General features: G+C 70.8%; 28 protein-coding genes, 1 tRNA gene, 1 pseudogene and 1 riboswitch. Of the genes and pseudogenes, 19 read left to right on the top strand and 11 right to left on the bottom strand.

The features are described 5' to 3' along the window. Positions 1-53: 53 nt before the first annotated feature. Positions 54-1,460 (top strand): FAD-binding oxidoreductase, encoded by a 1,407-nt coding sequence (locus tag F8R89_RS13635; RefSeq protein ID WP_151784237.1) that lies wholly within the window; start codon positions 54-56, stop codon positions 1,458-1,460. Positions 1,461-1,479: 19 nt separating this feature from the next. Here F8R89_RS13635 and F8R89_RS13630 read toward each other — a convergent pair whose 3' ends face one another. Continuing rightward, on the bottom strand, positions 1,480-1,893 hold the full coding sequence (locus tag F8R89_RS13630; RefSeq protein ID WP_151784236.1) for an SsgA family sporulation/cell division regulator: 414 nt from the start codon (positions 1,891-1,893) through the stop codon (positions 1,480-1,482). A gap of 261 nt (positions 1,894-2,154) precedes the next feature. On the opposite strand from F8R89_RS13630, the gene F8R89_RS13625 reads away from it, so the two are divergent. Both F8R89_RS13625 and F8R89_RS13620 read left to right on the top strand, forming a co-directional pair. Beyond that, positions 2,155-3,618 (top strand): RDD family protein, encoded by a 1,464-nt coding sequence (locus F8R89_RS13625; RefSeq protein ID WP_151784235.1) that lies wholly within the window; start codon positions 2,155-2,157, stop codon positions 3,616-3,618. Between the two features lie 89 nt (positions 3,619-3,707). Next, a complete protein-coding gene (locus F8R89_RS13620) occupies positions 3,708-4,439 on the top strand; it encodes an RDD family protein (RefSeq protein ID WP_151784234.1) in 732 nt (243 codons plus the stop codon). Positions 4,440-4,446: 7 nt separating this feature from the next. Here the strand turns inward: F8R89_RS13620 and F8R89_RS13615 are convergent, their stop codons facing one another. Continuing rightward, complete coding sequence (locus F8R89_RS13615; RefSeq protein WP_151784233.1) at positions 4,447-4,704, bottom strand: hypothetical protein; 258 nt, start codon at positions 4,702-4,704, stop codon at positions 4,447-4,449. A gap of 389 nt (positions 4,705-5,093) precedes the next feature. On the opposite strand from F8R89_RS13615, the gene F8R89_RS13610 reads away from it, so the two are divergent. Together F8R89_RS13610 and F8R89_RS13605 are read left to right on the top strand one after the other, a co-directional pair. Next, complete coding sequence (locus F8R89_RS13610; protein WP_151784232.1) at positions 5,094-7,439, top strand: immune inhibitor A domain-containing protein; 2,346 nt, start codon at positions 5,094-5,096, stop codon at positions 7,437-7,439. A gap of 122 nt (positions 7,440-7,561) precedes the next feature. Continuing rightward, positions 7,562-7,921: a hypothetical protein gene (locus F8R89_RS13605; protein WP_151784231.1), complete on the top strand. Its 360-nt coding sequence runs from the start codon at positions 7,562-7,564 to the stop codon at positions 7,919-7,921. Between the two features lie 13 nt (positions 7,922-7,934). On the opposite strand, the gene F8R89_RS13600 is transcribed toward F8R89_RS13605, so the two are convergent. Continuing rightward, on the bottom strand, positions 7,935-8,525 hold the full coding sequence (locus F8R89_RS13600) for a nicotinamidase (RefSeq protein ID WP_151784230.1): 591 nt from the start codon (positions 8,523-8,525) through the stop codon (positions 7,935-7,937). Positions 8,526-8,662: 137 nt separating this feature from the next. Further along, a complete protein-coding gene (locus F8R89_RS13595) occupies positions 8,663-10,021 on the bottom strand; it encodes a nicotinate phosphoribosyltransferase (protein ID WP_151784229.1) in 1,359 nt (452 codons plus the stop codon). 91 nt (positions 10,022-10,112) lie between these two features. Here F8R89_RS13595 and clpS point away from each other — a divergent pair, with 91 nt between their 5' ends. From clpS to F8R89_RS13555, 7 genes are all read left to right on the top strand, one after another. Next, positions 10,113-10,430, top strand: a complete 318-nt coding sequence (clpS, locus tag F8R89_RS13590; protein WP_151784228.1) for an ATP-dependent Clp protease adapter ClpS — start codon at positions 10,113-10,115, stop codon at positions 10,428-10,430. A 12-nt stretch (positions 10,431-10,442) separates the two neighbouring features. After that, the gene (locus tag F8R89_RS13585) at positions 10,443-11,051 is read left to right on the top strand and encodes a DUF2017 domain-containing protein (RefSeq protein ID WP_151784227.1); all 609 of its coding nucleotides are present in this window, start codon (positions 10,443-10,445) and stop codon (positions 11,049-11,051) included. 351 nt (positions 11,052-11,402) lie between these two features. Beyond that, entirely contained in the window at positions 11,403-12,842 is a 1,440-nt protein-coding gene (locus tag F8R89_RS13575) for an amino acid permease (protein ID WP_151784225.1), read from the top strand. A gap of 158 nt (positions 12,843-13,000) precedes the next feature. Then, positions 13,001-13,423 (top strand): Mov34/MPN/PAD-1 family protein, encoded by a 423-nt coding sequence (locus tag F8R89_RS13570; protein ID WP_151784224.1) that lies wholly within the window; start codon positions 13,001-13,003, stop codon positions 13,421-13,423. Between the two features lie 116 nt (positions 13,424-13,539). Then, on the top strand, positions 13,540-13,635 hold the full coding sequence (locus tag F8R89_RS37230) for a putative leader peptide (RefSeq protein WP_309544746.1): 96 nt from the start codon (positions 13,540-13,542) through the stop codon (positions 13,633-13,635). Between the two features lie 114 nt (positions 13,636-13,749). Next, positions 13,750-14,028 carry a MoaD/ThiS family protein gene (locus tag F8R89_RS13560; protein WP_151784223.1) on the top strand — a complete coding sequence of 93 codons (279 nt, stop codon included), beginning with the start codon at positions 13,750-13,752 and terminating at the stop codon, positions 14,026-14,028. 5 nt (positions 14,029-14,033) lie between these two features. Beyond that, positions 14,034-14,984 (top strand): PLP-dependent cysteine synthase family protein, encoded by a 951-nt coding sequence (locus tag F8R89_RS13555; protein WP_151784222.1) that lies wholly within the window; start codon positions 14,034-14,036, stop codon positions 14,982-14,984. Positions 14,985-14,996: 12 nt separating this feature from the next. Here the strand turns inward: F8R89_RS13555 and F8R89_RS13550 are convergent, their stop codons facing one another. Next, the gene (locus F8R89_RS13550) at positions 14,997-15,470 is read right to left on the bottom strand and encodes a type II toxin-antitoxin system PemK/MazF family toxin (RefSeq protein WP_151784221.1); all 474 of its coding nucleotides are present in this window, start codon (positions 15,468-15,470) and stop codon (positions 14,997-14,999) included. 222 nt (positions 15,471-15,692) lie between these two features. On the opposite strand from F8R89_RS13550, the gene F8R89_RS13545 reads away from it, so the two are divergent. Then, entirely contained in the window at positions 15,693-16,445 is a 753-nt protein-coding gene (locus F8R89_RS13545) for an MBL fold metallo-hydrolase (RefSeq protein ID WP_151784220.1), read from the top strand. Between the two features lie 56 nt (positions 16,446-16,501). Here F8R89_RS13545 and F8R89_RS13540 read toward each other — a convergent pair whose 3' ends face one another. Beyond that, entirely contained in the window at positions 16,502-17,755 is a 1,254-nt protein-coding gene (locus F8R89_RS13540) for a PTS transporter subunit EIIC (RefSeq protein WP_151784219.1), read from the bottom strand. Positions 17,756-17,917: 162 nt separating this feature from the next. Beyond that, entirely contained in the window at positions 17,918-19,207 is a 1,290-nt protein-coding gene (locus F8R89_RS13535) for a PTS transporter subunit EIIC (protein WP_151784218.1), read from the bottom strand. 176 nt (positions 19,208-19,383) lie between these two features. Here F8R89_RS13535 and F8R89_RS13530 point away from each other — a divergent pair, with 176 nt between their 5' ends. The 4 genes from F8R89_RS13530 (at position 19,384) to rdgB (ending at position 21,635) form a co-directional block, all read left to right on the top strand. Next, positions 19,384-19,617: a glucose PTS transporter subunit EIIB gene (locus F8R89_RS13530; RefSeq protein WP_030943649.1), complete on the top strand. Its 234-nt coding sequence runs from the start codon at positions 19,384-19,386 to the stop codon at positions 19,615-19,617. Positions 19,618-19,705: 88 nt separating this feature from the next. Further along, a complete protein-coding gene (gene rph, locus F8R89_RS13525; protein ID WP_151784217.1) occupies positions 19,706-20,452 on the top strand; it encodes a ribonuclease PH in 747 nt (248 codons plus the stop codon). A gap of 144 nt (positions 20,453-20,596) precedes the next feature. Next, the gene (locus F8R89_RS13520; RefSeq protein WP_151784216.1) at positions 20,597-20,998 is read left to right on the top strand and encodes a hypothetical protein; all 402 of its coding nucleotides are present in this window, start codon (positions 20,597-20,599) and stop codon (positions 20,996-20,998) included. A gap of 34 nt (positions 20,999-21,032) precedes the next feature. Continuing rightward, positions 21,033-21,635: an RdgB/HAM1 family non-canonical purine NTP pyrophosphatase gene (gene rdgB, locus F8R89_RS13515; RefSeq protein ID WP_151784215.1), complete on the top strand. Its 603-nt coding sequence runs from the start codon at positions 21,033-21,035 to the stop codon at positions 21,633-21,635. A 48-nt stretch (positions 21,636-21,683) separates the two neighbouring features. Here the strand turns inward: rdgB and F8R89_RS13510 are convergent. From F8R89_RS13510 to bcp, 4 genes and pseudogenes are all read right to left on the bottom strand, one after another. After that, positions 21,684-21,767: transfer RNA gene (locus tag F8R89_RS13510), tRNA-Leu, on the bottom strand. Positions 21,768-21,799: 32 nt separating this feature from the next. After that, the gene (locus F8R89_RS13505; protein WP_225994387.1) at positions 21,800-22,291 is read right to left on the bottom strand and encodes an HNH endonuclease; all 492 of its coding nucleotides are present in this window, start codon (positions 22,289-22,291) and stop codon (positions 21,800-21,802) included. After that, a pseudogene (locus F8R89_RS13500) lies at positions 22,288-22,779 on the bottom strand (HNH endonuclease); the annotation flags it as partial. The gene F8R89_RS13505 and the pseudogene F8R89_RS13500, both read right to left, overlap by 4 nt. Before the next feature lie 154 nt (positions 22,780-22,933). Beyond that, positions 22,934-23,401: a thioredoxin-dependent thiol peroxidase gene (bcp, locus tag F8R89_RS13495; RefSeq protein WP_151784213.1), complete on the bottom strand. Its 468-nt coding sequence runs from the start codon at positions 23,399-23,401 to the stop codon at positions 22,934-22,936. Positions 23,402-23,495: 94 nt separating this feature from the next. On the opposite strand from bcp, the gene F8R89_RS13490 reads away from it, so the two are divergent. After that, entirely contained in the window at positions 23,496-23,825 is a 330-nt protein-coding gene (locus tag F8R89_RS13490) for a DUF3618 domain-containing protein (RefSeq protein WP_151784212.1), read from the top strand. Positions 23,826-23,877: 52 nt separating this feature from the next. Then, positions 23,878-24,234: a GroES family chaperonin gene (locus F8R89_RS13485; protein ID WP_031478376.1), complete on the top strand. Its 357-nt coding sequence runs from the start codon at positions 23,878-23,880 to the stop codon at positions 24,232-24,234. 59 nt (positions 24,235-24,293) lie between these two features. Next, a riboswitch (guanidine-III (ykkC-III) riboswitch) is annotated at positions 24,294-24,363 on the top strand.

Raw genomic sequence — 24,363 nt, 5'->3', positions numbered from 1 at the left:
CGGCCACGGGTGCCACGCGCGGGGTTCACACCGATGGCCCCGGGTGTCACGCTGTGATCATGAGCCGTACCGAAGCCGCACCCGACCAGGCCCTGGGTGACCTCACCGAGCGGCTGCTCGCCGGTCTGCCCGCCGAGGCCGTCCTCACCGACACCGACGTCACCGCCTCCTACGCACACGACATGGCCAGCTTCTGCCCGGCCGGCGCCCCCGCCGTCGTCGTGCTCCCGCGCACCGTCGAAGAGGTCCAGCACGTGATGCGCACCGCCACCGCGCTGCGCGTCCCCGTCGTCCCGCAGGGCGCCCGCACGGGCCTGTCGGGCGGCGCCAACGCCTCCGACGGCTGCATCGTGCTGTCCCTGACGAAGATGGACCGCATCCTCGAGATCAACCCCGTCGACCGGATCGCGGTCGTGGAGCCCGGCGTCGTCAACGCGACGCTCTCCCGCGCGGTGGGCGAGCACGGCCTGTACTACCCGCCGGACCCCTCCAGCTGGGAGATGTGCACCATCGGCGGGAACATCGGCACCGCCTCGGGCGGGCTGTGCTGCGTGAAGTACGGGGTGACGGCCGAGTACGTCCTCGGCCTCGACGTCGTCCTCGCCGACGGGCGCCTGATGAGCACCGGCCGCCGCACCGCCAAGGGCGTCGCCGGCTACGACCTGACGCGGCTCTTCGTCGGCTCCGAGGGCTCGCTCGGCATCGTCGTGCGGGCCGTGCTGGCGCTGCGCCCGAAGCCGCCCCAGCAGCTCGTGCTGGCCGCCGAGTTCGCCTCCGCGGCCGCCGCCTGCGACGCGGTGTGCCGGATCATGGCCGGCGGACATGTGCCGTCCCTGCTGGAGCTGATGGACCGGACGACGGTCGCGGCCGTCAACTCCATGGCGAAGATGGGCCTGCCGGAGAGCACCGAGGCCCTGCTGCTGGCCGCGTTCGACACCCCCGACCCGGCCGCCGACCTCGCCGCCGTGGGCGCGCTGTGCGAGGCGGCCGGCGCCACCCAGGTGGTCCCGGCGGACGACGCCGCCGAGTCCGAACTCCTCCTCCAGGCACGCCGGCTGTCCCTGACCGCGCTGGAGGCGGTCCGGGGCGTCACCATGATCGACGACGTGTGCGTGCCGCGCTCCCGGCTCGGCGACCTGATCGAGGGCGTCGAGCGGATCGCCGAGAGGCACCGGCTCACCATCGGGGTCGTCGCGCACGCGGGCGACGGCAACACCCACCCCACCGTCTGCTTCGACGCCGCCGACCCCGACGAGTCCCGGCGCGCCCGCGCGTCGTTCGACGAGATCATGGCGCTCGGCCTGGAACTCGGCGGCACGATCACCGGCGAACACGGCGTGGGCGTGCTGAAGAAGGAGTGGATGGCGCGCGAGATCGGCCCCGTCGGGATCGAGATGCAGCGCGGGATCAAGCGGGTCTTCGACCCGCTCGACCTTCTCAACCCCGGCAAGCTGTTCTGACCCGTCCTCCGGGCGCCCGTCACCGGGCGAGCAGCTCGTCGAGCGCGTCGTCGATCCCGAGCTGCCCCGCCTCGGTGCCGGGCGGCACCGCCCGCAGCGTCCGCTCCAGCCACGCCGACACCTGCGCGGCGGGCGCCTCCAGCAGGGCGTCCCCGTCGGGCGAGCTCAGCGCCATCAGCACCACGGCCCGCCCCTCCGACTTCGTCGGCCACACCCGCACGTCCCCGTGCCCGCACGGCCGGAACACCCCCTCGATCAGCAGGTCGCGGGAGAACGTCCAGTGCACGGGCTGCGCGGAGGTGATGTGGAAGGTGACGTGGACGGCGTACGGGTCGTCGCTGTGGTAGCCCAGCCGGGCCGGGACGGGGACGCTGCGCTCGGGCGACAGGATGAGCCGCAGCTCCAGTTCGCGCTCGACGACGGTGTGGGACATGGCAGGGTTCCTCTCTCGTGACACGTACGGGTTCCCCGGGTGGGCCCGTACGAGTGGAGAGGGGCGGCCCCGCGCGGCATTACGCGACTCGGGCGGACTTTTTTCCGGCCCGGCCCCCCGCCGGGCTTTCGTACCTGTGACGTACGTGCACGAGGTTGCCCGGAAAGGGGCGGGACCTGTGGGACCGGCGGTGGCGGGTGCGTCCGTCTGATAGATGTGGAGCCCCCGTAGTGACCCACGAGCAGATACCGGACGACGGACATGAGCGCCCCAACCCCGGCCCCCGGTGACGACCGGCCCCGCGAAGGGTATTACCCGGACCCGTCCATTCCTGGATATGTCCGGTACTGGAACGGCGCCTCCTGGGTGCCGGGTACCAGCCGTCCCGCCCCGACCGACGGCGAGCCGCTCGCCCCGCCGCCGGGCGCCCGGCCGGCCGACGCGCCCGCCCCGGTCGAGGAGACCGGCCCGCACTTCTTCGACGAGGACCCGGTCGCCCGGCCCGCCCCCGGTGAGGCCCAGCACGGCAGCCGCCCCGAACCCGCCTCCGCCTGGGGCGCCGACCGCTCCCGGCAGACCGGGTTCGGCGGCGACCAGGACCGCCGGGTCTCCTGGGGCGCCCAGCAGGAGGGCGCCGACCCGCGCGTCCCGGCGCCCGCCGAGCCGGAGGCGGAGTCCGCCGGCGGGGCCGCGCCCGACACCTTCCTGATGCGCCGGCCCGTGACGGACGGCGGGGGAGCGCGGTCCGCCGCCGCCCCCGACCCCGGCACGATGGCCATCCGCGCGGTGAACCCGCGCGCCGGTCGGCAGGACCCGCCCGCCGCCGCGCCGGGCACGGCCGCGAACGCCCCGCAGGGCCCCGGCTTCAGCGCCGGCAAGGCCGCCGCGTCGCCTTCTCCGGCCCCCTCGCCGGCCCAGGGGACCCCCACGGCCCCGCCCGCCGCCCAGCCCGCCCCGACGCCCCCCTCCGGCCCCCAGCAGGCCGGCCCGGGCATCCCGCAGCAGTCCGGCGGACCGCAGCCCGCGCCCGCCGCCCCCGCCGCCCCCGCCGCCCCCGCCGCGTCCGGGGCTCCGATCGCGCCGGGTCCCGGCGGCGGCCAGTCGTCCTGGGCGCAGCAGGTCCACCGGCTCGCGGACCCGGCCGCCGACGTCCGGCCGCCGGCCGCCGAGGGCCGGCCCCCGGTCGCCCCGTGGAAGCCCGTCCGCGAGGACCCGTTCGCGGCGGCCGCCCTGCGGCAGGCCGCCGCCCGGCCCGCCGGCCTCGGCAAGCGGCTCGCGGCCCGGCTGGTGGACACCGTGGTGCTCGGCGCCGTCACGGCGGTCGCGGCCGTCCCGCTCGGCTCCAAGGCGCTCGACCACGTCGACGAGAAGATCGAGGCGGCCAAGCTCTCCGGACGGACCGTCACCGTCTGGCTGCTGGACGGCACCACGTCGGTCTACCTGGGCGTCATCCTGGCCGTCCTGCTGATCGCCGGCGGGCTCTACGAGGCCGTGCCGACCGCCAGGTGGGGCCGCACGCTGGGCAAGAGACTGTTCGGCCTGGAGGTGCGCGACATCGAGGCGCACGAGCCGCCGGAGTACGGCGCGGCGGTGCGCCGCTGGCTGGTGTACAGCGTGCCGGGCGTGCTCGTCGTCGGGGTGATCGGTGTGCTGTGGTGCCTGTTCGACCGGCCCTGGCACCAGTGCCTGCACGACAAGGCGGCGCGTACGTTCGTCGCCGGATGAGCGGGTCCGCCGTCCGGCCCGGATGATCCGGTACTCCGGACGGCCCCGCGCCGGATGCGCGGCGGTGCGGTTCGCGGTCGACTCGGGCCATGAGCAGCGAACCGCCTCCCGGCCCCGGTCAGCAGCCCCCGGACGACGACCCGTTCCGGAAGCAGCCCCCGCCCGGCGGCGGCCCGGACGGGCCGTACGGCGACCAGCCGCCCCAGGGCGGGCAGCCCCCGCCTCCGCCCGGCGGTGAGGGCGGCCCCTACGGCGGACAGCCACCCCCGCCCCCGCCCGGCGGCGGTGGCCCCTACGGCGGTGGCCCGTACGGCGGTGGTCCCTACGGCGGCGACCCGTACGGCGGCGGGCCCGCCGACCCGCTGGCCGGGATGCCGCCGCTCGCCGACAGCGGCAGGCGCACGCTGGCCCGGCTCATCGACCTGATCCTGGTGGCGGTCGTCGTCTGGCTGCTCACCCTGGGGTTCGGGGTCACCGAACTCGACGTGGACACCGACAAGGTGCAGTACGGCAAGTCCTTCGCGCAGTCGGTGATCGCCGCCGTGCTCTTCGTCGGCTACGACACGGTCATGATCTCCCGGACCGGTCAGACGCTCGGCAAGAAGCTGCTGCACCTGCGGGTCGCCAACCTCGACAACGGGGCCACGCCCTCGGTGCAGACCACGCTGATCCGCTCGCTGGTGCTGTGGATCCCGTTCGCCTTCTGCTGCGCCTGCATCTGGACCGCGATCGCCGGCGGCTGGAGCTTCTTCGACCGGCCCTACAAGCAGGGCCTGCACGACAAGGCGGCGAAGACCGTGGTCGTCAGCACGGACGCGTGAGGGCGGGTCAGGACTTGCTGAGGGCGGGCTCCTCGGTCTTCTCGCGCTCCGCCGCGGCGGAGCGGCCCACCGTCACCACACGGGACCCGCGCGGCACGGGCACCGTCATGGCGACCAGGAGTCCGAGCAGCATCGCGGCGAAGGCGACGACCGCGATCCCGGCGCCCGAACTGGTCTGTGACAGCAGCAGCATGGCGAGCGTCGAGAAGACCACGGTGCACGAGCCGTAGGCGAGCTGTGCGGCAGTCGGACGAGGCATGGTCATCGTGTCCTCGGAATCGGGGGTGCACGGGGGATTCGGCCTGGCTTTGCGCCGACGTCCGGGCGTTCCGCCATCCGACTCTATCGGCGTCCATGCCCGAGAGGAACGTTCGGTAAGCGTGACCTGACCAACAGTGCCGGTGCACGGGGGGCGCACGGATTCATGACGTCCACCAGGTGGACGGCGGTGCGCGCCCGCCCTCCGGCCGCCGTTCGGTAAGTGGACAGCGACTCCGCATAGTGCACTTGACCTGTCCAAGTCAAGGTCTGTTTTTTCTGCTTAACCTCTAGTCAAATGACGTCACTTGACTACACGCGTTGATCACGTGCGCGCGGATCCTATGTTGACCAGGACCCTCCTTCCGTGCGCCCGAACGCGGGGGAGGATCTCAAGTGACCAGTAGACCCTGGACGTTCCGCATGGCGGCGACCGCCGTCGCGCTCGCGACAGCCACGGCGACGTTCTCGACCTTCGCGGTGGCTCAGGCCGACGAAGGCGCACCGGCCTCCGTGGACCGCCGTGATCCGGCGGACCGGCAGCACGCCGACCACGACCTCGAAGGCCCCCTGAGCAAGACCGTGGAGGCGCAGCGGCAGGAAGCGCTCAACCAGGTCATCTCGGGCAAGACCAAGGTGAAGAACCGCGGCGGCTCGCAGGTCGTCGAGCTCAAGAGCAAGAAGGGCGACAGCAAGTACGTCGAGCTGGGCCGCGAGAAGACCGACAAGATCTTCACGATCCTGGTCGAGTTCGGTGACCAGATCAGCCAGTTCGGCGGCACGCCCGGCCCGCTGCACAACCAGATAGCCAAGCCGGACCCGAAGAAGGACAACTCGACGGCCTGGAAGGCGGACTACAACCGCCAGCACTTCCAGGACATGTACTTCGGCACCGGCAAGAACACCGAGTCGGTCAAGAAGTACTACGAGAAGCAGTCCTCGGGCCGCTACTCGGTCGACGGCGAGGTCTCGGACTGGGTCAAGGTCCCCTACAACGAGGCCCGTTACGGCAACAACGCCTGCGGCTCCTCGAACTGCTCCAGCGTCTGGAACATCGTCAGCGACGGCCTGAACTCCTGGGTCGCGCAGCAGAAGGCGGCCGGCCGCACCGACGCGCAGATCAAGGCCGACGTCGCCCAGTTCGACCAGTGGGACCGCTACGACTTCGACGGCGACGGCGACTTCAACGAGCCGGACGGCTACATCGACCACTTCCAGATCGTCCACGCCGGTGAGGACGAGTCCGCCGGTGGCGGCGTCCAGGGCACGGACGCCATCTGGGCGCACCGCTGGTACGCGTTCGGCACGGACGCCGGTGCCACCGGCCCCGCGCAGAACAAGCTGGGCGGCGCGCAGATCGGCAACACCGGGATCTGGGTCGGCGACTACACCGTGCAGCCGGAGAACGGCGGCCTCGGCGTCTACGCGCACGAGTACGGCCACGACCTCGGTCTGCCGGACCTCTACGACACGCAGGGCGGCGAGAACTCCACCGGGTTCTGGACGCTGATGTCCTCCGGTTCCTGGCTGGGCACCGGCAAGAAGGAGATCGGCGACCTCCCCGGCGACATGACCGCCTGGGACAAGCTGCAGCTGGGCTGGCTGAAGTACGACACGGCCAAGGCCGCCACGAGCTCGTGGCACAAGCTGGGTGTCGCCGAGTACAACACCAAGCACAAGCAGGCCCTCGTGGTCGAGCTGCCCAAGAAGAAGGTCACCACCGAGATCGTCCAGCCGGCGCAGGGCGAGAACCAGTGGTGGAGCGGCAGCGGTGACAGCCTCTCCAACACGCTGACCCGTTCGGTCGACCTGACCGGCAAGTCGGCCGCGTCCCTGACGCTCGACGGCTGGTGGGACATCGAGGCCGGTTACGACTACCTCTACACCGAGGTGTCCACCGACGGCGGCGCCAACTGGACCGCTCTGGAGGGCACCGCCGACGGCACCGCCCTCGGCAAGGACGCCAGCGGCAAGCCGGCGATCGACGGCACCTCCGGCGCCTGGAAGAAGCTGGTCTTCCCGCTCGACGCCTACGCGGGCAAGAAGGTCGACCTGCGCTTCCGCTACCAGACGGACGGCGGCGTGGCCCAGAAGGGCTTCACCGCCGACAACATCGCGGTGACCGCCGACGGTTCGGCCGTGTTCTCGGACGACGCCGAGACCGCCGACGACGCCTGGACGAAGAAGGGCTTCTCGCGCATCGGCGCGTCCATCACGGACGACTACGCCCAGTACTACATCGCCGAGAACCGCCAGTACGTGTCGTACGACAAGACGCTGAAGACGGGCCCGTACAACTTCGGCTTCACGACGACCCGTCCGGACTGGGTGGAGCACTACGCCTACCAGAACGGTCTGCTCATCTGGAAGTGGGACACCTCGCAGCTGGACAACAACACCAGCCAGCACCCGGGTGCCGGTCTGATCCTGCCGATCGACTCGCACCCGACCCAGCTGAAGTGGAAGAACGGCACGCTGATGCGCAACCGCATCCAGGCCTACGACTCCCCGTTCAGCACCTTCCGCACGGACGGCATGACGCTGCACAACGCGGACGTCGCCGTGAAGATCCCGTCGCGTCCGGGTGTGTCGGTCTTCAACGACCGCACCAACACCTACTACGACGCGTCGAACCCCTCCGCCGGTGTCAAGATCACTGACACCAACACCAAGATCAAGATCGTCAAGGAGGCCAAGGACGGCTCCACGATCGAGATCGAAGTGGGCCGTGCGGCGAAGTAAGCGGTAGAACTGCAGGTCAGAGCATGATCGGCGGCAGCCCCCTGGCGGGGTTGCCGCCGGTCGTGTTTAGGTGCACCCTGTGCTTCCGTTATTGACACCGACTCGCACGGGGGTGTGACCGCATGGCCGCAGGAGGTTTCTGCAAGCTGCCGACCGGCAGCGTGGTGGTGGCGCTGAACCTGCCCAGACCCACCCCCGACGGCACGGGCAGCGTCCGTGTCCTGGTGCACGCCCGCAACCGCGCCCGAGCCCTGACCAGGCTCCGCAACCTGGGCCTGCGCGCCGTCTACCTGCGGGGGAATGCCGCCCCGCCGACCCCGGACGAGATCACGGCGGTCCTGCACCACCCCGACGGGCTGATATGGCGCACGGCCCCCTGCCCGGACGTCGTCCCCGCCGTGCCCGCCCTCGTCCCCGGACCGGCCCAGGAGCTCTGGCACCCGATCCGCGCCCTGATGCGCCGGCCCGCCGCCCCGGCCTGACAGGCGCCTGGGGCTACGCCACCACGGGCTTGCCGGTCAGCTCCACACCGGCCTCGCGCAGCTCCTCCAGCGCCCGCTCGGTGGTCTCCGCGGCCACGCCGGCGGTCAGGTCCAGCAGCACCTGCGTACGGAAGCCCTCACGCGCCGCGTCCAGCGCGGTGGCCCGCACACAGTGGTCGGTGGCGATGCCCACCACGTCCACCTCGGTGACGTCCCGGGCCCGCAGCCAGTCCGCGAGGCGCACGCCGTTCTCGTCGGCGCCCTCGAAGCCGCTGTACGCCGCGGCGTACGCCCCCTTGTCGAAGACGGCGTCGATCGCGCCGGAGGCCACCGCGGGCGCGAAGTTCGGGTGGAAGCCCACCCCCTCGGTGCCCGCCACACAGTGCGCCGGCCACGAGTCGACGAAGTCCGGGTGGGCGGAGAAGTGCCCGCCCGGCGCGATGTGGTGGTCGCGCGTGGCCACGACGTGCTGGTAGCCGGACCCGGCCGCCTGACCGATCAGCTCCGTGACGGCGGCGGCCACGTCGGCGCCGCCCGTCACCGCGAGGCTGCCTCCCTCGCAGAAGTCGTTCTGCACGTCTACGACGATCAAGGCGCGGCGCATGGTCGGTGTCCTTCGGTTATGGACGCTGAGGTCGGGACGGTGGATCGGTGCGGGGCCCGGCCGTGAACCTCCGAGCCTAGAGACTTCGTGTGCGGTGCGGGAGGTGGCAGGGGGCGGGCACTGCGGGCGCGCCCGTTTCACGCCCCCGACTGGCTACCCGGGCGCGTGTGGACGTACTCCGTCGGAATGACGGGTTCCCCCCGGGAGAGCTGCATCGCGGACAGCGGCAGGTTGGCGCGGGCCTCCGCGTGCCGGTCCCGGACGACCTCCAGGGGCTCGCGCGCCACGACGTCCCCGCCCTTGACGAGCTGGACCAGCAGCTGCCGGCCGGCGAGGTCGGCGGGCACCGGTCCGGTGCCGATCACCTCGGCCTCCGCGACCCCGTCGGCGTCGAGCCGGCGCGCCGCCCACTTGCGCCCGCCGACGGACGTCTTCCCGCCGGTCGACCGCTTCGCCACCGGCACCAGCGGCGCCCCGGCGTCGGCGGACTCGGCGCGGGCGACCAGCTTGTAGACCATGGAGGCCGTCGGGTGCCCGGAGCCGGTGACCAGCTGGGTGCCGACGCCGTACGCGTCCACGGGCGCCGCCGCGAGGGAAGCGATGGCGTACTCGTCCAGGTCCGAGGTGACGAGGATCCGCGTGCCGGTCGCGCCCAGCTCGTCCAGCTGCTGGCGGACCCGGTGCGCGACCAGCAGCAGGTCGCCCGAGTCGATGCGGACGGCGCCCAGCTCGGGTCCGGCGACCTCCACGGCCGTACGGACGGCCTCGGCGACGTCGTAGGTGTCGACCAGCAGCGTGGTGCCGCGGCCCATGGAGTCCACCTGCGCCCGGAAGGCGTCCCGCTCGTGGTCGTGCAGCAGCGTGAAGGCGTGGGCGCTGGTGCCGACGGTCGGGATGCCGTACCGGAAGCCGGCGGCCAGGTCGGAGGTGGAGGTGAAGCCGCCGATGTAGGCGGCGCGGGAGGCGGCCACCGCGGCCAGCTCGTGGGTGCGGCGGGCCCCCATCTCGATCAGCGGGCGGTCCCCGGCGGCCGCGGACATCCGGGAGGCGGCCGCGGCGATCGCCGAGTCGTGGTTGAGGATGGAGAGGATCACCGTCTCCAGCAGCACGCACTCGGCGAAGCTGCCCTCCACCCGCAGGATCGGCGAGCCCGGGAAGTAGACCTCGCCCTCCGGGTAGCCCCAGACGTCCCCGGAGAAGCGGTAGTCCGCCAGCCAGCGCAGCGTCGGCTCGTCGACGACGCCCCGCTCGCGCAGGAAGCCGAGGACGTCCGCGTCGAAGCGGAAGTTCTCCACGGCGTCCAGGACGCGTCCGGTGCCGGCCACCACGCCGTAGCGCCGGCCGTGCGGCAGGCGCCGGGTGAAGACCTCGAACACGCTGCGCCGCCCGGCGGTGCCCGCGCGCAGCGCGGCCTGCAGCATCGTCAGCTCGTACTGGTCCGTGAAGAGCGCCGTCGAGGGGACTTCCACCGGCAGCCCAAGGTCCGCTGTGTTCATGGCCACGCATCGTACCCCCATTTCGTCAGTCTGACGATTTGGGGGTGGCCGGGGCCGGGGATTTGTGCGACCACCCCCCTGCGGTGGCAGCATGGGCACTGTGACGTCACCCGCTCCCCTAGAGATCGAACGCACCGAGCCGGCGGAGGAAGTGTTCGCCGTCCCCGAGCCCGACGTCCCCTGGGTCACGATCGTCCACAACGACCCGGTCAACCTCATGAGCTACGTGACGTACGTCTTCCAGACGTATTTCGGGTACAGCAAGGACAAGGCCACCAAGCTCATGCTCGACGTCCACCACAAGGGCCGGGCGGTCGTCTCCAGCGGATCCCGCGAAGAGATGGAACGCGACGTGCAGGCCATGCACGGCTACGGCCTGTGGGCCACCCTCCAGCAGGACCGGAAGTAGCGAATCGTCTCCATGCCAGGAACCTTCGAACCCGTCCCCGGCGGCGGCGCCGCCGTCGCTCTCGACGACGTCGAGATCTCCATCATCCGGTCGCTGGCCGTCCAGCTGCTGGAGCTCATCGGACCCGGCCCGGCCGGCGAGGCCTCCGACGACCCGCTCGCCGAGCTGTTCGCCGAGGGCCCCAGCGAGCCGCCCTCCGACCCCGTGCTCAAGCGCCTGTTCCCCGACGCCTACGGCGACCCCGAGGGCACCCCGCAGGCCGAGGAGGCCGAGGAACAGCGGGCGTACTCCGCCGAGTTCCGCCGCTACACGGAGAACGACCTGCGCGCCGGCAAGCGGGAGAACGCCCTCGCGGTGGTGCGCACCCTGGACGCGCTCAGCGCCGGGAGCGCCGGCGACGGCGCCGCGGTGCTGAAGCTGTCCACCGAGGAGTCCCAGCAGTGGCTCAGCGCCCTCAACGACCTGCGCCTGGCCATCGGGTCCCGGCTGGAGATCACCGACGAGGACGACGCCGATCTGCTGTACCGCCTCCCCGACGAGGACTCCCGCAAGCCGATGGTGATGGCCTATCTGTGGCTCGGCGGCCTCCAGGAGACCCTCGTCGCCACCCTCATGCCCTGATCCAGCCCGCTCCCGCGACCCTTCATGCCGATATGTGATGGTTCTGTGTTCGCTCAGCGGACGCTCAAATCCGGATAACGATCCCGTCACCGCCGCCACCCGCTATGCGGGGCGGCGGTGATTTTGTCCGGTTCTCCCTGTGGGATGCGCCACACGGGCCCCCTCCGATCGCCGTTGCAGCCGTGATAAATCTTCACGACCGCCCGCCGAGCACCACCCGAATGTTCGGCCGGGTGCGCCACAGGGCCGGCGGACCGCCGGCCGGGCACAGCTCCAGCAATCCGGGGGGATCGAGACCCGATCCGCGGCCGACGAAAGGCCCGGGTCGGCATGGAGAAAGGCGCACACACCATGACCTCTTCGAAGGTCAGCGACACGACGGCCACGGGCGCCCCCGAAGAGGGGTACGAGCGCGGCCTCGGCAGCCGTCAGGTCCAGATGATCGCGATCGGCGGCGCCATCGGCGTCGGCCTGTTCATGGGTGCCGGTGCGAACATCGCAAAGGCCGGACCCAGCATCATCCTCATGTACGCCCTCGCGGGCGTCGTCATCTTCTTCATCATGCGGGCCCTGGGCGAGCTGCTCCTGTACCGGCCCGTCTCCGGCTCCTTCGCCGAGTACGCCCGGGAGTTCCTGGGCCCCTTCTTCGGCTTCGTCACGGGCTGGACGTACTGGCTCATGTGGGTGGTCACCGGCATGGCCGAGCTGACGGCCGCCGCGATCTACATCCACTTCTGGTTCCCGGACATCCCGCAGTGGGTCAGCGCCCTGGTGTTCCTCGTGGTGCTCTTCGGCGTCAACCTCATCTCCGTCAAGATCTTCGGCGAGGTCGAGTTCTGGTTCTCGATGGTCAAGGTCACGGCCATCATCGGCATGATCGTCATCGGCCTCGGCGTGCTCACCCTGGGCTTCTCGGACGCCGGTGACACCGCCGCCGCCTCCAACCTCTGGTCGCACGGCGGGTTCTTCCCCAACGGCATCGGCTCCAGCCTGATGACGCTCCAGGGCGTCATGTTCGCCTACCTCGCCGTCGAGCTCGTCGGCGTCACCGCGGGCGAGTCCGAGAACCCCGAGAAGACCCTGCCCAAGGCCATCAACACGCTGCCCTGGCGCATCATCGTCTTCTACGTCGGCGCGCTCCTGGTGATCCTCTCCGTCGTGAAGTGGACCGAGTTCTCCGCCGGCGAGAGCCCCTTCGTGCACGCCTTCGGCAAGATCGGCATCCCGCTCGCCGCCGGCATCGTCAACTTCGTGGTCCTCACCGCGGCCCTGTCGTCCTGCAACTCCGGCATGTACTCCACCGGCCGGATGCTGCGCGGCCTCGCCGCCAACAACGAGGCCCCCAAGGCCTTCGCCCGGCTCAACGCCCGCAAGACGCCCGCCATCGGCATCACCGTCTCGGTGGCCCTCATGGGCATCGGCGTGATCCTCAACTACGTCGTCCCGGAGAAGGCGTTCACCTACGTCACCTCCGTCGCCACCGCGGCCGGCATCTGGACCTGGATGATGATCCTCGTCAGCCACATCCGCTACCGCCGTGCCGTCGACGCCGGCCGGCTGCGCGCCTCCTCCTTCCCCGCCCCCGGCGGGGCCCTCTTCAGCTGGGTCGCGCTGCTCTTCCTCATCCTCGTGACCTGCATGATCGCGTACGACAAGGACGCGCGGGTCTGCCTGTACGTCGCCGCCGGCTGGGCCGTCGCCCTCGGTGTCGGCTGGTCGGTCCTCAAGAGCCGCAACCCGGGCATCGCCACGCGCGGCGGCGAGGAGCCGGAGCTGGAGAAGGTCGGCTGATCCGCGCGCGGACGTCCGGTCGCGGGGAGCGCTCGTGGTGCCCCCCGCGCCGCCGCTCAGGACGCCCGCGCCTCCCGGGACGTGACCGCACGTCCGGCATGTGGGCCGCCCCGTACCAACCCTCGGTACGGGGCGGCCCCTCTGCTTATCCTGGCCGCATGCTGACCATCACCCAGGCCCTCGTCGACCAGATCGTCGCCCACGCGCGCAAGGACCACCCCGACGAGGCGTGCGGAGTCGTCGCGGGCCCGGCCGGATCGGACCGCCCCGAACGCTTCATCCCCATGCTGAACGCGGCGATGTCCCCCACGTTCTACGAGTTCGACTCCGGCGACCTGCTCAAGCTCTACCGCGACATGGACGACCGCGACGAGGAGCCGGTGATCGTCTACCACTCGCACACCGCCACCGAGGCCTACCCCTCGCGCACCGACATCTCGTACGCCAACGAGCCCGGCGCCCACTACGTCCTCGTCTCCACGGCCGACACCGACGGCCTCGGCGACTTCCAGTTCCGCTCCTTCCGCATCCTCGAGGGCGAGGTCACGGAGGAGGAGGTCAGGATCGTCGAGTCCTACTGACGACCCGGCCCCGTACGACCCGGTCCGCGCGGCCCGGTCTCACCAAGCGACCCGTCACCGTCCGCGATGTGGGATCACATTCCAGGACCCGGACCGGGAATCGATACGATGACCCCATGGTTCTCCACGACGTGAGCGGGAAGACGCCGGGCATGCTGCTCGTGGCGCGGCTGCACGTCGACCTGTGCAGGCTCGCCAGCGCCATCTGTTGACGCGACACCCTGCCGCCGTCCGGCCGTGAGCCGCGGCGCCGCACTCACGCACCACGGCTGTCCCAGCGCTGCCGCGCGCCCCCGACCGACTACTCCCGACAGGAGCCCCGACCCATGGCCATCGAGGTCCGCATCCCGACCATCCTCCGCACCTACACCGACGGTCAGAAGGCGGTGGAGGGCAGCGGTGAGACCCTCGCCGACCTGTTCACCGACCTCGAGAGCCGCCACGCGGGAATCCGGGCGCGCATCGTCGACGGCGGCCAGCTGCGCCGCTTCGTCAACGTCTACCTGAACGACGAGGACGTCCGCTTCCTCGACGGCATCGACACCAAGCTCAGCGACGGCGACAACGTCACGATCCTGCCGGCCGTGGCCGGCGGTATGGCCTGATCGGGATGCGGTACGACTCCCCCCTCGCCGCGGTCGGCAACACCCCCCTGGTGCGCCTGCCGCGGCTGTCGCCGTCCGACGACGTCCGGATCTGGGCCAAGCTGGAGGACCGCAACCCCACCGGCTCCGTCAAGGACCGGCCCGCCCTGCACATGATCGAGCAGGCGGAGAAGGACGGCCGGCTCACGCCGGGCTGCACCATCCTCGAGCCGACCAGCGGCAACACCGGCATCTCCCTCGCCATGGCGGCCAAGCTCAAGGGCTACCGCATGGTGTGCGTGATGCCCGAGAACACCTCCCAGGAGCGCCGCGACCTGCTCGGCATGTGGGGCGCCGAGATCATCTCCAGCCCCGCCGCGGGCGGCTCCAACACCGCCGTACGGGTCGCCAAGGAGCTCTCCGCCGAGCACCCGGACTGGGTGATGCTCTACCAGTACGGCAACCCGGACAACGCGGGCGCCCACTACGCGACGACCGGCCCGGAGATCCTCGCCGACCTCCCCTCGGTCACCCACTTCGTCGCGGGCCTCGGCACCACCGGCACCCTGATGGGCGTCGGCCGCTATCTGCGCGAGCACAAGCCCGACGTGAAGATCGTCGCCGCCGAGCCGCGCTACGACGACCTCGTCTACGGCCTGCGCAACCTCGACGAGGGCTTCGTCCCCGAGCTGTACGACGCCTCGGTCCTCACCACCCGCTTCTCGGTCGGCTCCGCCGACGCGGTCACCCGCACCCGGGAACTCCTCCAGCAGGAGGGCATCTTCGCGGGCGTCTCCACCGGCGCCGCCCTGCACGCCGCGATCGGCGTCGGGAAGAAGGCGCTGAAGGCGGGGGAGAGCGCCGACATCGTGTTCCTCGTCGCCGACGGCGGCTGGAAGTACCTCTCGACGGGCGTCTACACGGCCGCGACGACGGAGGAAGCCATCGAGACGCTCCACGGCCAGCTCTGGGCCTGACGCCCCCGCGGGTCACTTCGACAGGTGACGGACCTGGTCCCACACGGCCGGGTCCATCACCCCGACCCGCCGCCGGAAGTCCCGCACCGGGACGACCCGCAGCTCACCCGTCTCCAGATAGCTCGCCCGGCCCCCGGCGTCCCCGACCGACCCCGGCGGCAGCGCGATGACATCGCCGCGCCCGGCGCGGTTCCTGCTGGTGATCTTGGCGACCGTGACGCGCTGCCCGCGCACCGCCAGCACCAGACACGGCCGGTCCTTGGCCCCCGGCCGGTCCTCGTAGGGCACGTTCGCCCACCAGATCTCCGCCGGCTCCGGCAGCCGGCCCGGCCCCCGCCCCCGCTTCAGCGGCCGCCCCGGCGGCCGGGTCCGCCGCGCCTCACGCCCCCGCCGCGGCCTGCGCCCCCGCCCCCACCCGTCCACAAGCGTGGCGACGAACGCGAGCAGCACGACCGCGCCGAGCGCCGGCCACCATGACGTGTCCATACGCACGACGCTACCGGCGCCCACCCCGGGCCGCGCGCCTCCGCGCACCTCCCGTACGCCCCGGGTCCAGCCGAACGCGTGACACCGCAGGTGAGTTCGCCCACAACAGAGCTGTGCGGAGGAGCGACCGGAGGTTTCGCGCCTTACGCTCGACGGACCGCACGACCCCCGACGCCCCCCATCCCCGATCTTCGGATTTCCGCCAGCGGAGGTTTCTGTTTCATGAAGCTCACCGTCGTCGGCTGCTCGGGGTCGTTCCCGTCCGCGGAATCGGCCTGCTCGAGCTACCTCGTCGAGGCCGACGGCTTCCGGCTGCTCCTCGACATGGGCAACGGCGCCCTGGGCGAGCTGCAGCGCCACTGCGGTCTCTACGACCTCGACGCGATCTACCTCAGCCACCTGCACGCCGACCACTGCATCGACATGTGCGCGTACTTCGTGGCGCGCTACTACCGGCACGACGGCGGCCGCTGCGACCCCATCCCGGTCTACGGTCCCGAGGGCACCGAGCACCGTCTGACCACGGCCTACGCGGACACCCCCACCGCCTCGTCCATGAGCGAGGTCTTCGACTTCCACACGGTCAAGCCGTCCACCTTCGACATCGGCCCGTTCACGGTGCACACGGAACGCGTGGCCCACCCGGTGGAGGCGTACGGTATCCGGATCGAGCACGGCGGCCGGGTGCTGACCTACTCCGGCGACACGGGCATCAGCACCGCCCTGGACGAACTCGCCCGCGACGCCGACCTGTTCCTGTGCGAGGCCGCCTTCACGCACGGCAAGGAGAGCATCCCCGACCTGCACCTCAACGGGCGCGAGGCGGGGCAGTCGGCGGCTCGCGCGGGCGCCCGGAGCCTGGTCCTCACCCACATCCCGCCGTGGACCGACCCCGAGGTCAACCTGGCGGACGCGCGCGAGGTCTACGACGGCCCGGTGACGCTGGCGGCACCCGGCCGGACGTACGAGATCTGACACGGCGAAGGCCCCGGAACCCTCCCGGTTCCGGGGCCTTCGTCATGCCGTGGGGCTCACGCCTTGGTGAGGTCCTCGACCTCCTCCTCGGGCTCGCGGCCCGGGGTGGGGAGGTTCCACTTCGTGATGGCGAAGCGGAAGACGGCGTAGTAGATCGCGGCGAACACCAGGCCGATCGGGATGATCAGCCAGGGCTTGGTCGCCAGGTTCCAGTTGAGCGCGTAGTCGATGAAGCCCGCGGAGAAGGTGAAGCCCGCGTGGACGCCGAGCGCCCAGGTGATCGCCATCGACAGGGCGGTGAGCACCGCGTGGATCACGTACAGCACCGGGGCGATGAACATGAACGCGAACTCGATCGGCTCGGTCACACCGGTCACGAAGGAGGTCAGCGCCAGCGAGACCATCATGCCCATCACGGCCTTGCGGCGCTCGGGGCGGGCGCTGTGCGCGATGGCGATGGCGGCGGCCGGCAGACCGAACATCATGATCGGGAAGAAGCCGGACATGAACTGACCGGCGGTCGGGTCACCGGCGAAGAAGCGGTTCAGGTCACCGTGGACGATCCCGCCGGCGGCGTCCTTGAAGTCGCCGAGCTGGAACCAGGAGACGGTGTTCACGAACTGGTGCATGCCGACCGGGATCAGCGCACGGTTGATCAGGCCGAACAGACCCGCGCCGAAGGCGCCGAGACCGGTCATCCACTCGCCGAAGTCGGAGATGACCTCACCGATCGGCTCCCAGACCAGACCGAAGAAGACGCCCATCGCGGTGCCGACGAAGGCCATGATGATCGGCACGAGCCGGCGGCCGTTGAAGAAGCCCAGCCAGTCCACCAGCTTCTTGCGGTGGTAGCGCTGCCACAGCACGGCGGCCAGCAGACCCATGATGATGCCGCCGAGGACACCAGGGTTGTTGTAGGTCGCGGCTATGTCCGCGCCGTCCTGGACCTTCGCCTCGGTGACCGGGAACGCCTTGAGGACGTTGCTGTACACGAGGAAGCCGACGAGGGCGGCCAGGGCGGTCGAGCCGTCCGCCTTCTTGGCGAAGCCGATCGCCACACCGATGCAGAACAGCATCGGCAGGTTGTCGAAGATCGCACCGCCCGCGGTGGCGAACACGGCGGCGACCTTGTCCCAGCCGAGTCCGTCCGCGCCGAACACGTCGGGCTGGCCGAAACGGAGCAGCAGACCGGCGGCCGGAAGCACGGCGATCGGGAGCTGAAGGCTGCGGCCGACCTTCTGAAGGCCCTGGATCAGGCCTGATCCCCACTTCTTCGTGGGGGCCGCCGTTGGCGAGGTGGCGGTGCTCATAGACTTCCTCCATCGGGTGGTGGTCTACACCACTCAGTGGTGTAGACCTGTTGTACACGATGAAGGTGCGATAAGGAACCCGCGATTCCCGAGCATTGCCCGGACCGTTATCCCGCCTTATTCGGACCTTTGTGGAGGCCCCCCGGAGCCCCTCACGGACGGTCAGCCCTTCGTGACGTCCTCCACCTCCTCCTCCGGCTCCCGCCCCGGCGTCCTCAGGTCGAACCTGGTGATCGCGAAACGGAAGATCACGTAATAGAGGACGGCGAAGCACAGACCGATCGGGACGATCGCCCACGGCCGCGTCGCCAGGTTCCAGTTGATGACGTAGTCGATCAGCCCCGCCGAGAAGCTGAACCCGTCATGCACCCCCAGCGCCCAGGTCACCGCCATCGACACACCCGTCAGCACCGCGTGCACCGCGTACAGCAGCGGCGCCACGAACAGGAACGAGTACTCGATGGGCTCCGTGATCCCCGTGACGAACGACGTCAGCGCCACCGACAGCATCAGACCGCCGACCTCCTTGCGGCGCCCCGGCCTCGCACAGTGCGTGATCGCCAGCGCCGCCGCCGGCAGCGCGAACATCATGATCGGGAAGAACCCCGAGGTGAACTGACCGGCGTCCGGGTCGCCCGCCAGGAACATGTTGATGTCACCGTGCACCACCCGCCCGTCCGGCGTCGTGAACGTCCCGAACTGGAACCAGATGGGCACGTTCAGGAACTGGTGCAGACCCACCACCAGCAGCGCCCGGTTCGCCAGACCGAAGACACCCGCACCCCACGCGCCCAGCCCGCTCATCCAGTCGCTGAAGCTCTCCAGCGCGTCACCGATCGGCGGCCACACCCACAGACACAGTGCCGCGAACAGGATCGCCACGAACGCCATGATGATCGGCACCAGCCGCCGGCCGTTGAAGAAGCCCAGCCAGTCCACCAGCTTCGTCCGGTGATAGCGCGCCCAGAAGAACGCCGTCAGCAACCCCATGACGATCCCGCCGAACACCCCCGGGTTCTGGAACTCGAAGACCGTCACCGAGCCGTCCTGCAACTGACAGCCCACGTTCGGGATCGCCTTGGAGCCCTCCGCGCAGTCGTCCGGGAACTGCCGCAGCACCGTGTAGTACACGAGGAACCCCGCCACCGCCGCCAGCGCCGTCGAACCGTCCGACTTGCGCGCCATGCCGATGGCCACACCCACACAGAACAGCAGCGGCAGCCCCAGCGACCCGTCGAGCAGCGCACTGCCCGCACCCACCATCACCCGCGACACATCGGTCCAGCCCAGACCGTCGTCCCCGAACACATCCGGCTGCCCCAGCCGGTTCAGGATGCCCGCCGCCGGCAGCACGGCGATGGGGAGCTGCAGACTGCGCCCCATCTTCTGCAACCCCTGGAACAAGGCGTTCCAGCGCGCCCGCCCGGGAGTGACCGTACTGTCGGCAGTCATCCGAACCCCTGTCCTCGCTGGGCGGTTTGTCGGCCGTCCCCCTGGTGGTGTAGACCAGTCGCGGACGGTTCCGCTGTCGTGAAGGCCATCCTTCGACACAGACGGCACGACCGCTCGCGAAGATGGGCCAACTGTGGGTTACTGCGACAAAGCGGTTCGGATCAGGGAGAGCGAACATGGCCAGCAAGGCTGAGAAGATCGTCGCCGGGCTCGGCGGCATCGACAACATCGAAGAGATCGAGGGCTGCATCACCCGCCTCCGCACCGAGGTCAGCGACGCCTCACTCGTCGACGAGACCGCCCTCAAGGCCGCCGGCGCCCACGGCGTCGTCAAGATGGGCACCGCCATCCAGGTCGTCATCGGCACCGACGCCGACCCGATCGCCGCGGAGATCGAAGACATGATGTGAAGCGCGGGCATCGTCCCCGGCTTCACCCCCTGAAGGGCCCCTCCCCACACGGGACGGGCCCTTCACTCGTCCCGCTAGGCTCGACGCCATGTCCTCACAGCCCCGCATCGACGGCCGCACCCCCGACCAGCTCCGCCCGGTCACCATCGAACGCGCCTGGAGCAAGCACGCAGAAGGCTCCGTCCTCGTCTCCTTCGGCGACACCAAGGTGCTGTGCACCGCCTCCTTCACCGAAGGCGTCCCGCGCTGGCGCAAGGGCAGCGGCGAAGGCTGGGTCACCGCGGAGTACGCCATGCTGCCCCGCGCCACCAACACCCGCGGCGACCGCGAATCCGTCCGCGGCAAGATCGGCGGCCGCACCCACGAGATCAGCCGCCTCATCGGACGCTCCCTGCGCGCCGTCATCGACTACAAGGCCCTCGGCGAGAACACCGTCGTCCTCGACTGCGACGTCCTCCAGGCCGACGGCGGCACCCGCACCGCCGCCATCACCGGCGCCTACGTCGCCCTCGCCGACGCCGTCGCCTGGGCCCAGGGCCGCAAACTCGTCAAGCCCGGCCGCAAGCCCCTCACCGGCACCGTCAGCGCCGTCTCCGTCGGCATCGTCGCCGGCGTCCCCCTCCTCGACCTGCGCTACGAGGAGGACGTCAAAGCCGACACCGACATGAACGTCGTCTGCACCGGCGACGGCCGCTTCGTCGAGGTCCAGGGCACCGCCGAGGCCGAACCCTTCGCCCGCGACGAACTCAACACCCTGCTCGACCTCGCCGTCGCCGGCTGCGGCGAACTCGCCGACCTCCAGCGCAAGGCCCTCGACACCCTCCTCGCACAGTAAAGAACAAACCAAGACACCGGGCGGCGCCGGGCAACCGCACCCCCCGCCCCGGCGTCCCTACGGATACGGGCGTACGGCACACCGCCGTACGCCCGGCCAGTGCACGAGGGCCCGCCAGGCCCGCGCAGGGAGGGGACGTCCACCATGGCCACCAGCCGACGCCGGAGCCACATCGCCACAGCCGCCGCAGCCGTCGCGGCCCTGGCACTCACCACCGGCCTCACCACCGGCTGCGACGCCGTCGGCAAGGCCATGGACTGCGTCAGGACCGCCGACGCCATCGCCGACAGCGTCACCGAACTCCAGCAGGCCGCCGAGAACCTGAGCAACGACCCCACCCAGCTCGAGGAATCCCTCACCTCCATCGACCAGAACCTCCGCGAGATCGGCGACGAGACCGACGACGCCGACGTGAACAAGGCCGTCGAAGACCTCCAGAAAGCCGTCACCAACGTCCGCGACGCCGTCAAGAACGGCGACGAGACCCCCGACATCAGCCCCGTCACCGACGCCGCCGGCGAACTCACCAAGGTCTGCACGCCCTGACCGGCCCCTTCCACGGTTGGCCATACTGGGGGCCATGACCCGCCTGATCCTCGCCACCCGCAACGCCGGAAAGATCACCGAACTCCGGGCGATCCTCGCCGACGCAGGACTCCACCACGACCTCGTCGGCGCGGACACCTACCCCGAGATCCCCGACGTCAAGGAAACCGGCGTCACCTTCGCCGAGAACGCCCTCCTCAAGGCCCACGCCCTCGCCCAGGCCACCGGCCTCCCCGCAGTCGCCGACGACTCCGGCCTCTGCGTCGACGTCCTCGGCGGCGCCCCCGGCATCTTCTCCGCCCGCTGGGCCGGAAAGCACGGCGACGACCAGGCCAACCTCGAACTGCTCCTCGCCCAGCTCGGCGACATCGCCGACCCCCACCGCACCGCCCACTTCGCCTGCGCCGCCGCCCTCGCCCTCCCCGACGGCACCGAACGCGTCGTCGAGGGCCAGCTCCGCGGCACCCTGCGCGACGCCCCCGCCGGCACCAACGGCTTCGGCTACGACCCGATCCTCCAGCCCGACGGCGAGACCCGCACCTGCGCCGAACTCACCCCGGCCGAGAAGAACGCCATCAGCCACCGAGGCAAGGCGTTCCGGGCACTGGTACCGGTGGTGCGGGAGCTGTTGGGCTGAAACGACGAAGGTCCGCCCGACAGCGGGCGGACCTTCGATTCGCAGGTGTGCGGCCGGAGGGACTCGAACCCTCAAGGGATTTCTCCCACAACATCCTAAGTGTTGCGCGTAGGCCAATTCCGCCACGGCCGCGTGCACGCACATCGTACCGGTCGTGTGTCGGCTCATTGAGGGGAAGGGCGGCGTCCTCCTCGGCACCAGGTCGCCGTGGTGGCGTGGCAGTTGGGACACAGCAGTCGCAGATTCTCCCGCCGGTCGTCGCTCCGGTCGCCGTTGATGTGATCGACCTCCAGAGTCATCGGCTTCCCGAGCCACTCCGGCCCCGTACCGCACTCGGCGCACTCGTCCGGCACACCGGTCTCACGCAGCGCCCGGCGCAGAAGCACGGTCCTCGTCCGGCGGCCGCCCTCGTGCAGCACCAGGATCTCCTCGGGGCGCTTGAGCGGAACCACGCCCGGCTTCCCACGTCGGTGGCCCTGGCCCAGGAAGTGTTCCGTCGAGATGCCGGCCTCGCTCAGCCATCGCCGCACCAGAACACGCTGACCGCCGTTGTCGGGGCGCCCCAGCCGTCGCAGCACCGCCGCGAGCGACTCCGACCGGGACACCGCCTCGCGCAACGCCTCCACGGTGGGCCGTGCCCGTGCACCGGCCCTCACGCCGTGTCCTTCCCGGCCCGCCGCTTGGCCCGGCCCCGGTACCCGTCCGTCGTCGCATGGCAGTTGGGGCACAGCAACCGGAGATTGCCGATGCGGTTGTCGCGCCAGTTGCCGTCGATGTGATCGACCTCCAGCGGAAGCGGCCGGCCCCGCCAGGACGGCGGCGTACCGCACAGCGCGCACCGCTCCGGTACGCCCGATGCCGTCATCGCCCACTTGAGCCGGTCGCCCGGGATGCGTCTGGCCGTGTCGGCGGGCTGCTCGACCAGGAGCCTCTCGGGGGTCCTCGGCCGCCACGGCCTGCCGCGCCGGGAGGGGAGACGGAAGTGCGACGTGTCGATCCCGTACGCCCTGATCCGGCGGCTGATGTGGGTGTGGTGGCCGCCCACCACGTCCAGGCCCAGGTGGCGGAGGACCTGGGACATGTTCGTCGAGGCCGTGACCGCCTCCTGGAGGATGTCTCGCGTCCACTTCACGCCCCCGCGCTCCCTGCCCGCCCCCATGGCACCCCTCCCCGTTCTCGGCCACCCGTTCGTGGCTCGTACGGATCAACGAGCCGGTCGTCGGACCGTCACCCACGGAAAACGGAACGGCTCCCACCGGGGAGCCGGGTGGGAGCCGTCGGGGTGCCGGGCGCGGGCGTCAGATGCCCAGGTCCTTGATGATCTTGGCGACGTGGCCGGTGGCCTTGACGTTGTAGAGGGCGCGTTCGACCTTGCCCTCCTCGTCGACGACGACCGTCGAGCGGATGACGCCGACCACCGTCTTGCCGTAGAGCTTCTTCTCGCCGAAGGCGCCGTACGCCTCCAGGACCTTCTTGTCCGGGTCGGCCACCAGCGTGACCTTCAGGGACTCCTTGTCGCGGAACTTGGCGAGTTTCTCCGGCTTGTCGGGGGATACCCCGATGACGTCGTACCCGGCGCCGGCCAGCAGCTCCAGGTTGTCCGTGAAGTCACAGGCCTGCTTGGTGCAGCCCGGCGTCAGGGCGGCGGGGTAGAAGTAGACGATGACCTTGCGGCCCTTGTGGTCCGAGAGGGACACCTCGTTGCCGTCGGCGTCGGGAAGGGTGAAGGCGGGGGCCACGTCCCCCGGCTGGAGTCGCTCGCTCATCGGACCAGCGTAACCGGGGAGCCTGACGGTGCGGTTCGCCGTGGAGCTGACAGACTGTCCGGAAACATCATCAGTTCACTTCGGAGGCCGTACGGTGGCGGACACGTCGGACACCAGGACCCCGGCACAGATCGAGGCGGACATCAAGGCCCGCCGCGTCGTGCTGGCGGAGACGCTCGACGAGATCGGGGTGCGGGTGCACCCGAAGACGATCGTCGGCGATGCCAAGGCCAAGGTCGCGGCGAACATCGACCACACGCTCGGACGGGCCTACGTGGGCGTGAACCGGGCCGTGAGCGACGTCAAGGCCAAGTTCACCGACGAGGACGGCGCGCCCCGTCTGGAGCGCATCGTGCCGGTCGCGCTCGTGGCGGTCGGCCTGGTCGGGCTGCTGGCCCTCGGTGCCCGGCGCCGCAAGGGCTGAGGGCGCGGACCCGGCGGAGTACACAGGTGGCGGAGGCAGGTAGGTTCGAGGCGTGAGCGCCAACAGAAACGAGCACAGCACCCATCACGACAAGCTGCCCATCCGGATGCTGCACGACCGCGTACTCGTGCGGCAGGACACCAGCGAGGGCGAGCGGCGTTCCGGTGGCGGCATCCTGATCCCCGCGACGGCCGCCGTGGGCCGCAGGCTGGCCTGGGCCGAGGTCGTCGCGGTGGGGCAGAACGTACGGACCGTGGAGCCGGGTGACCGGGTCCTGTTCGACCCGGAGGACCGGGCCGAGGTGGAGGTGCGCGGGGTCGCGTACGTGCTGATGCGCGAACGCGATCTGCACGCGGTGGCCGCCGACCGGTTCGAGGGGTCGGAGGACTCCACGGGGCTCTATCTGTGAGATGACGGAGGAAGGGGGCCGGTGACCGTTGTCACCGGCCCCTTTCCGTGGGCCCGGGCCTGGGCTTGCTAGCGTGGAAGGTGCCCGACGAGACGCGCCGTACCGGGATGTAGGCAAAGACGACGCACC

This window comes from Streptomyces sp. SS1-1, assembly GCF_008973465.1.
GTDB lineage: Bacteria > Actinomycetota > Actinomycetes > Streptomycetales > Streptomycetaceae > Streptomyces.
The sequence above is the reverse complement of the archived record's forward strand: the minus strand, read 5'-3'. Positions and strand labels throughout refer to the sequence as shown.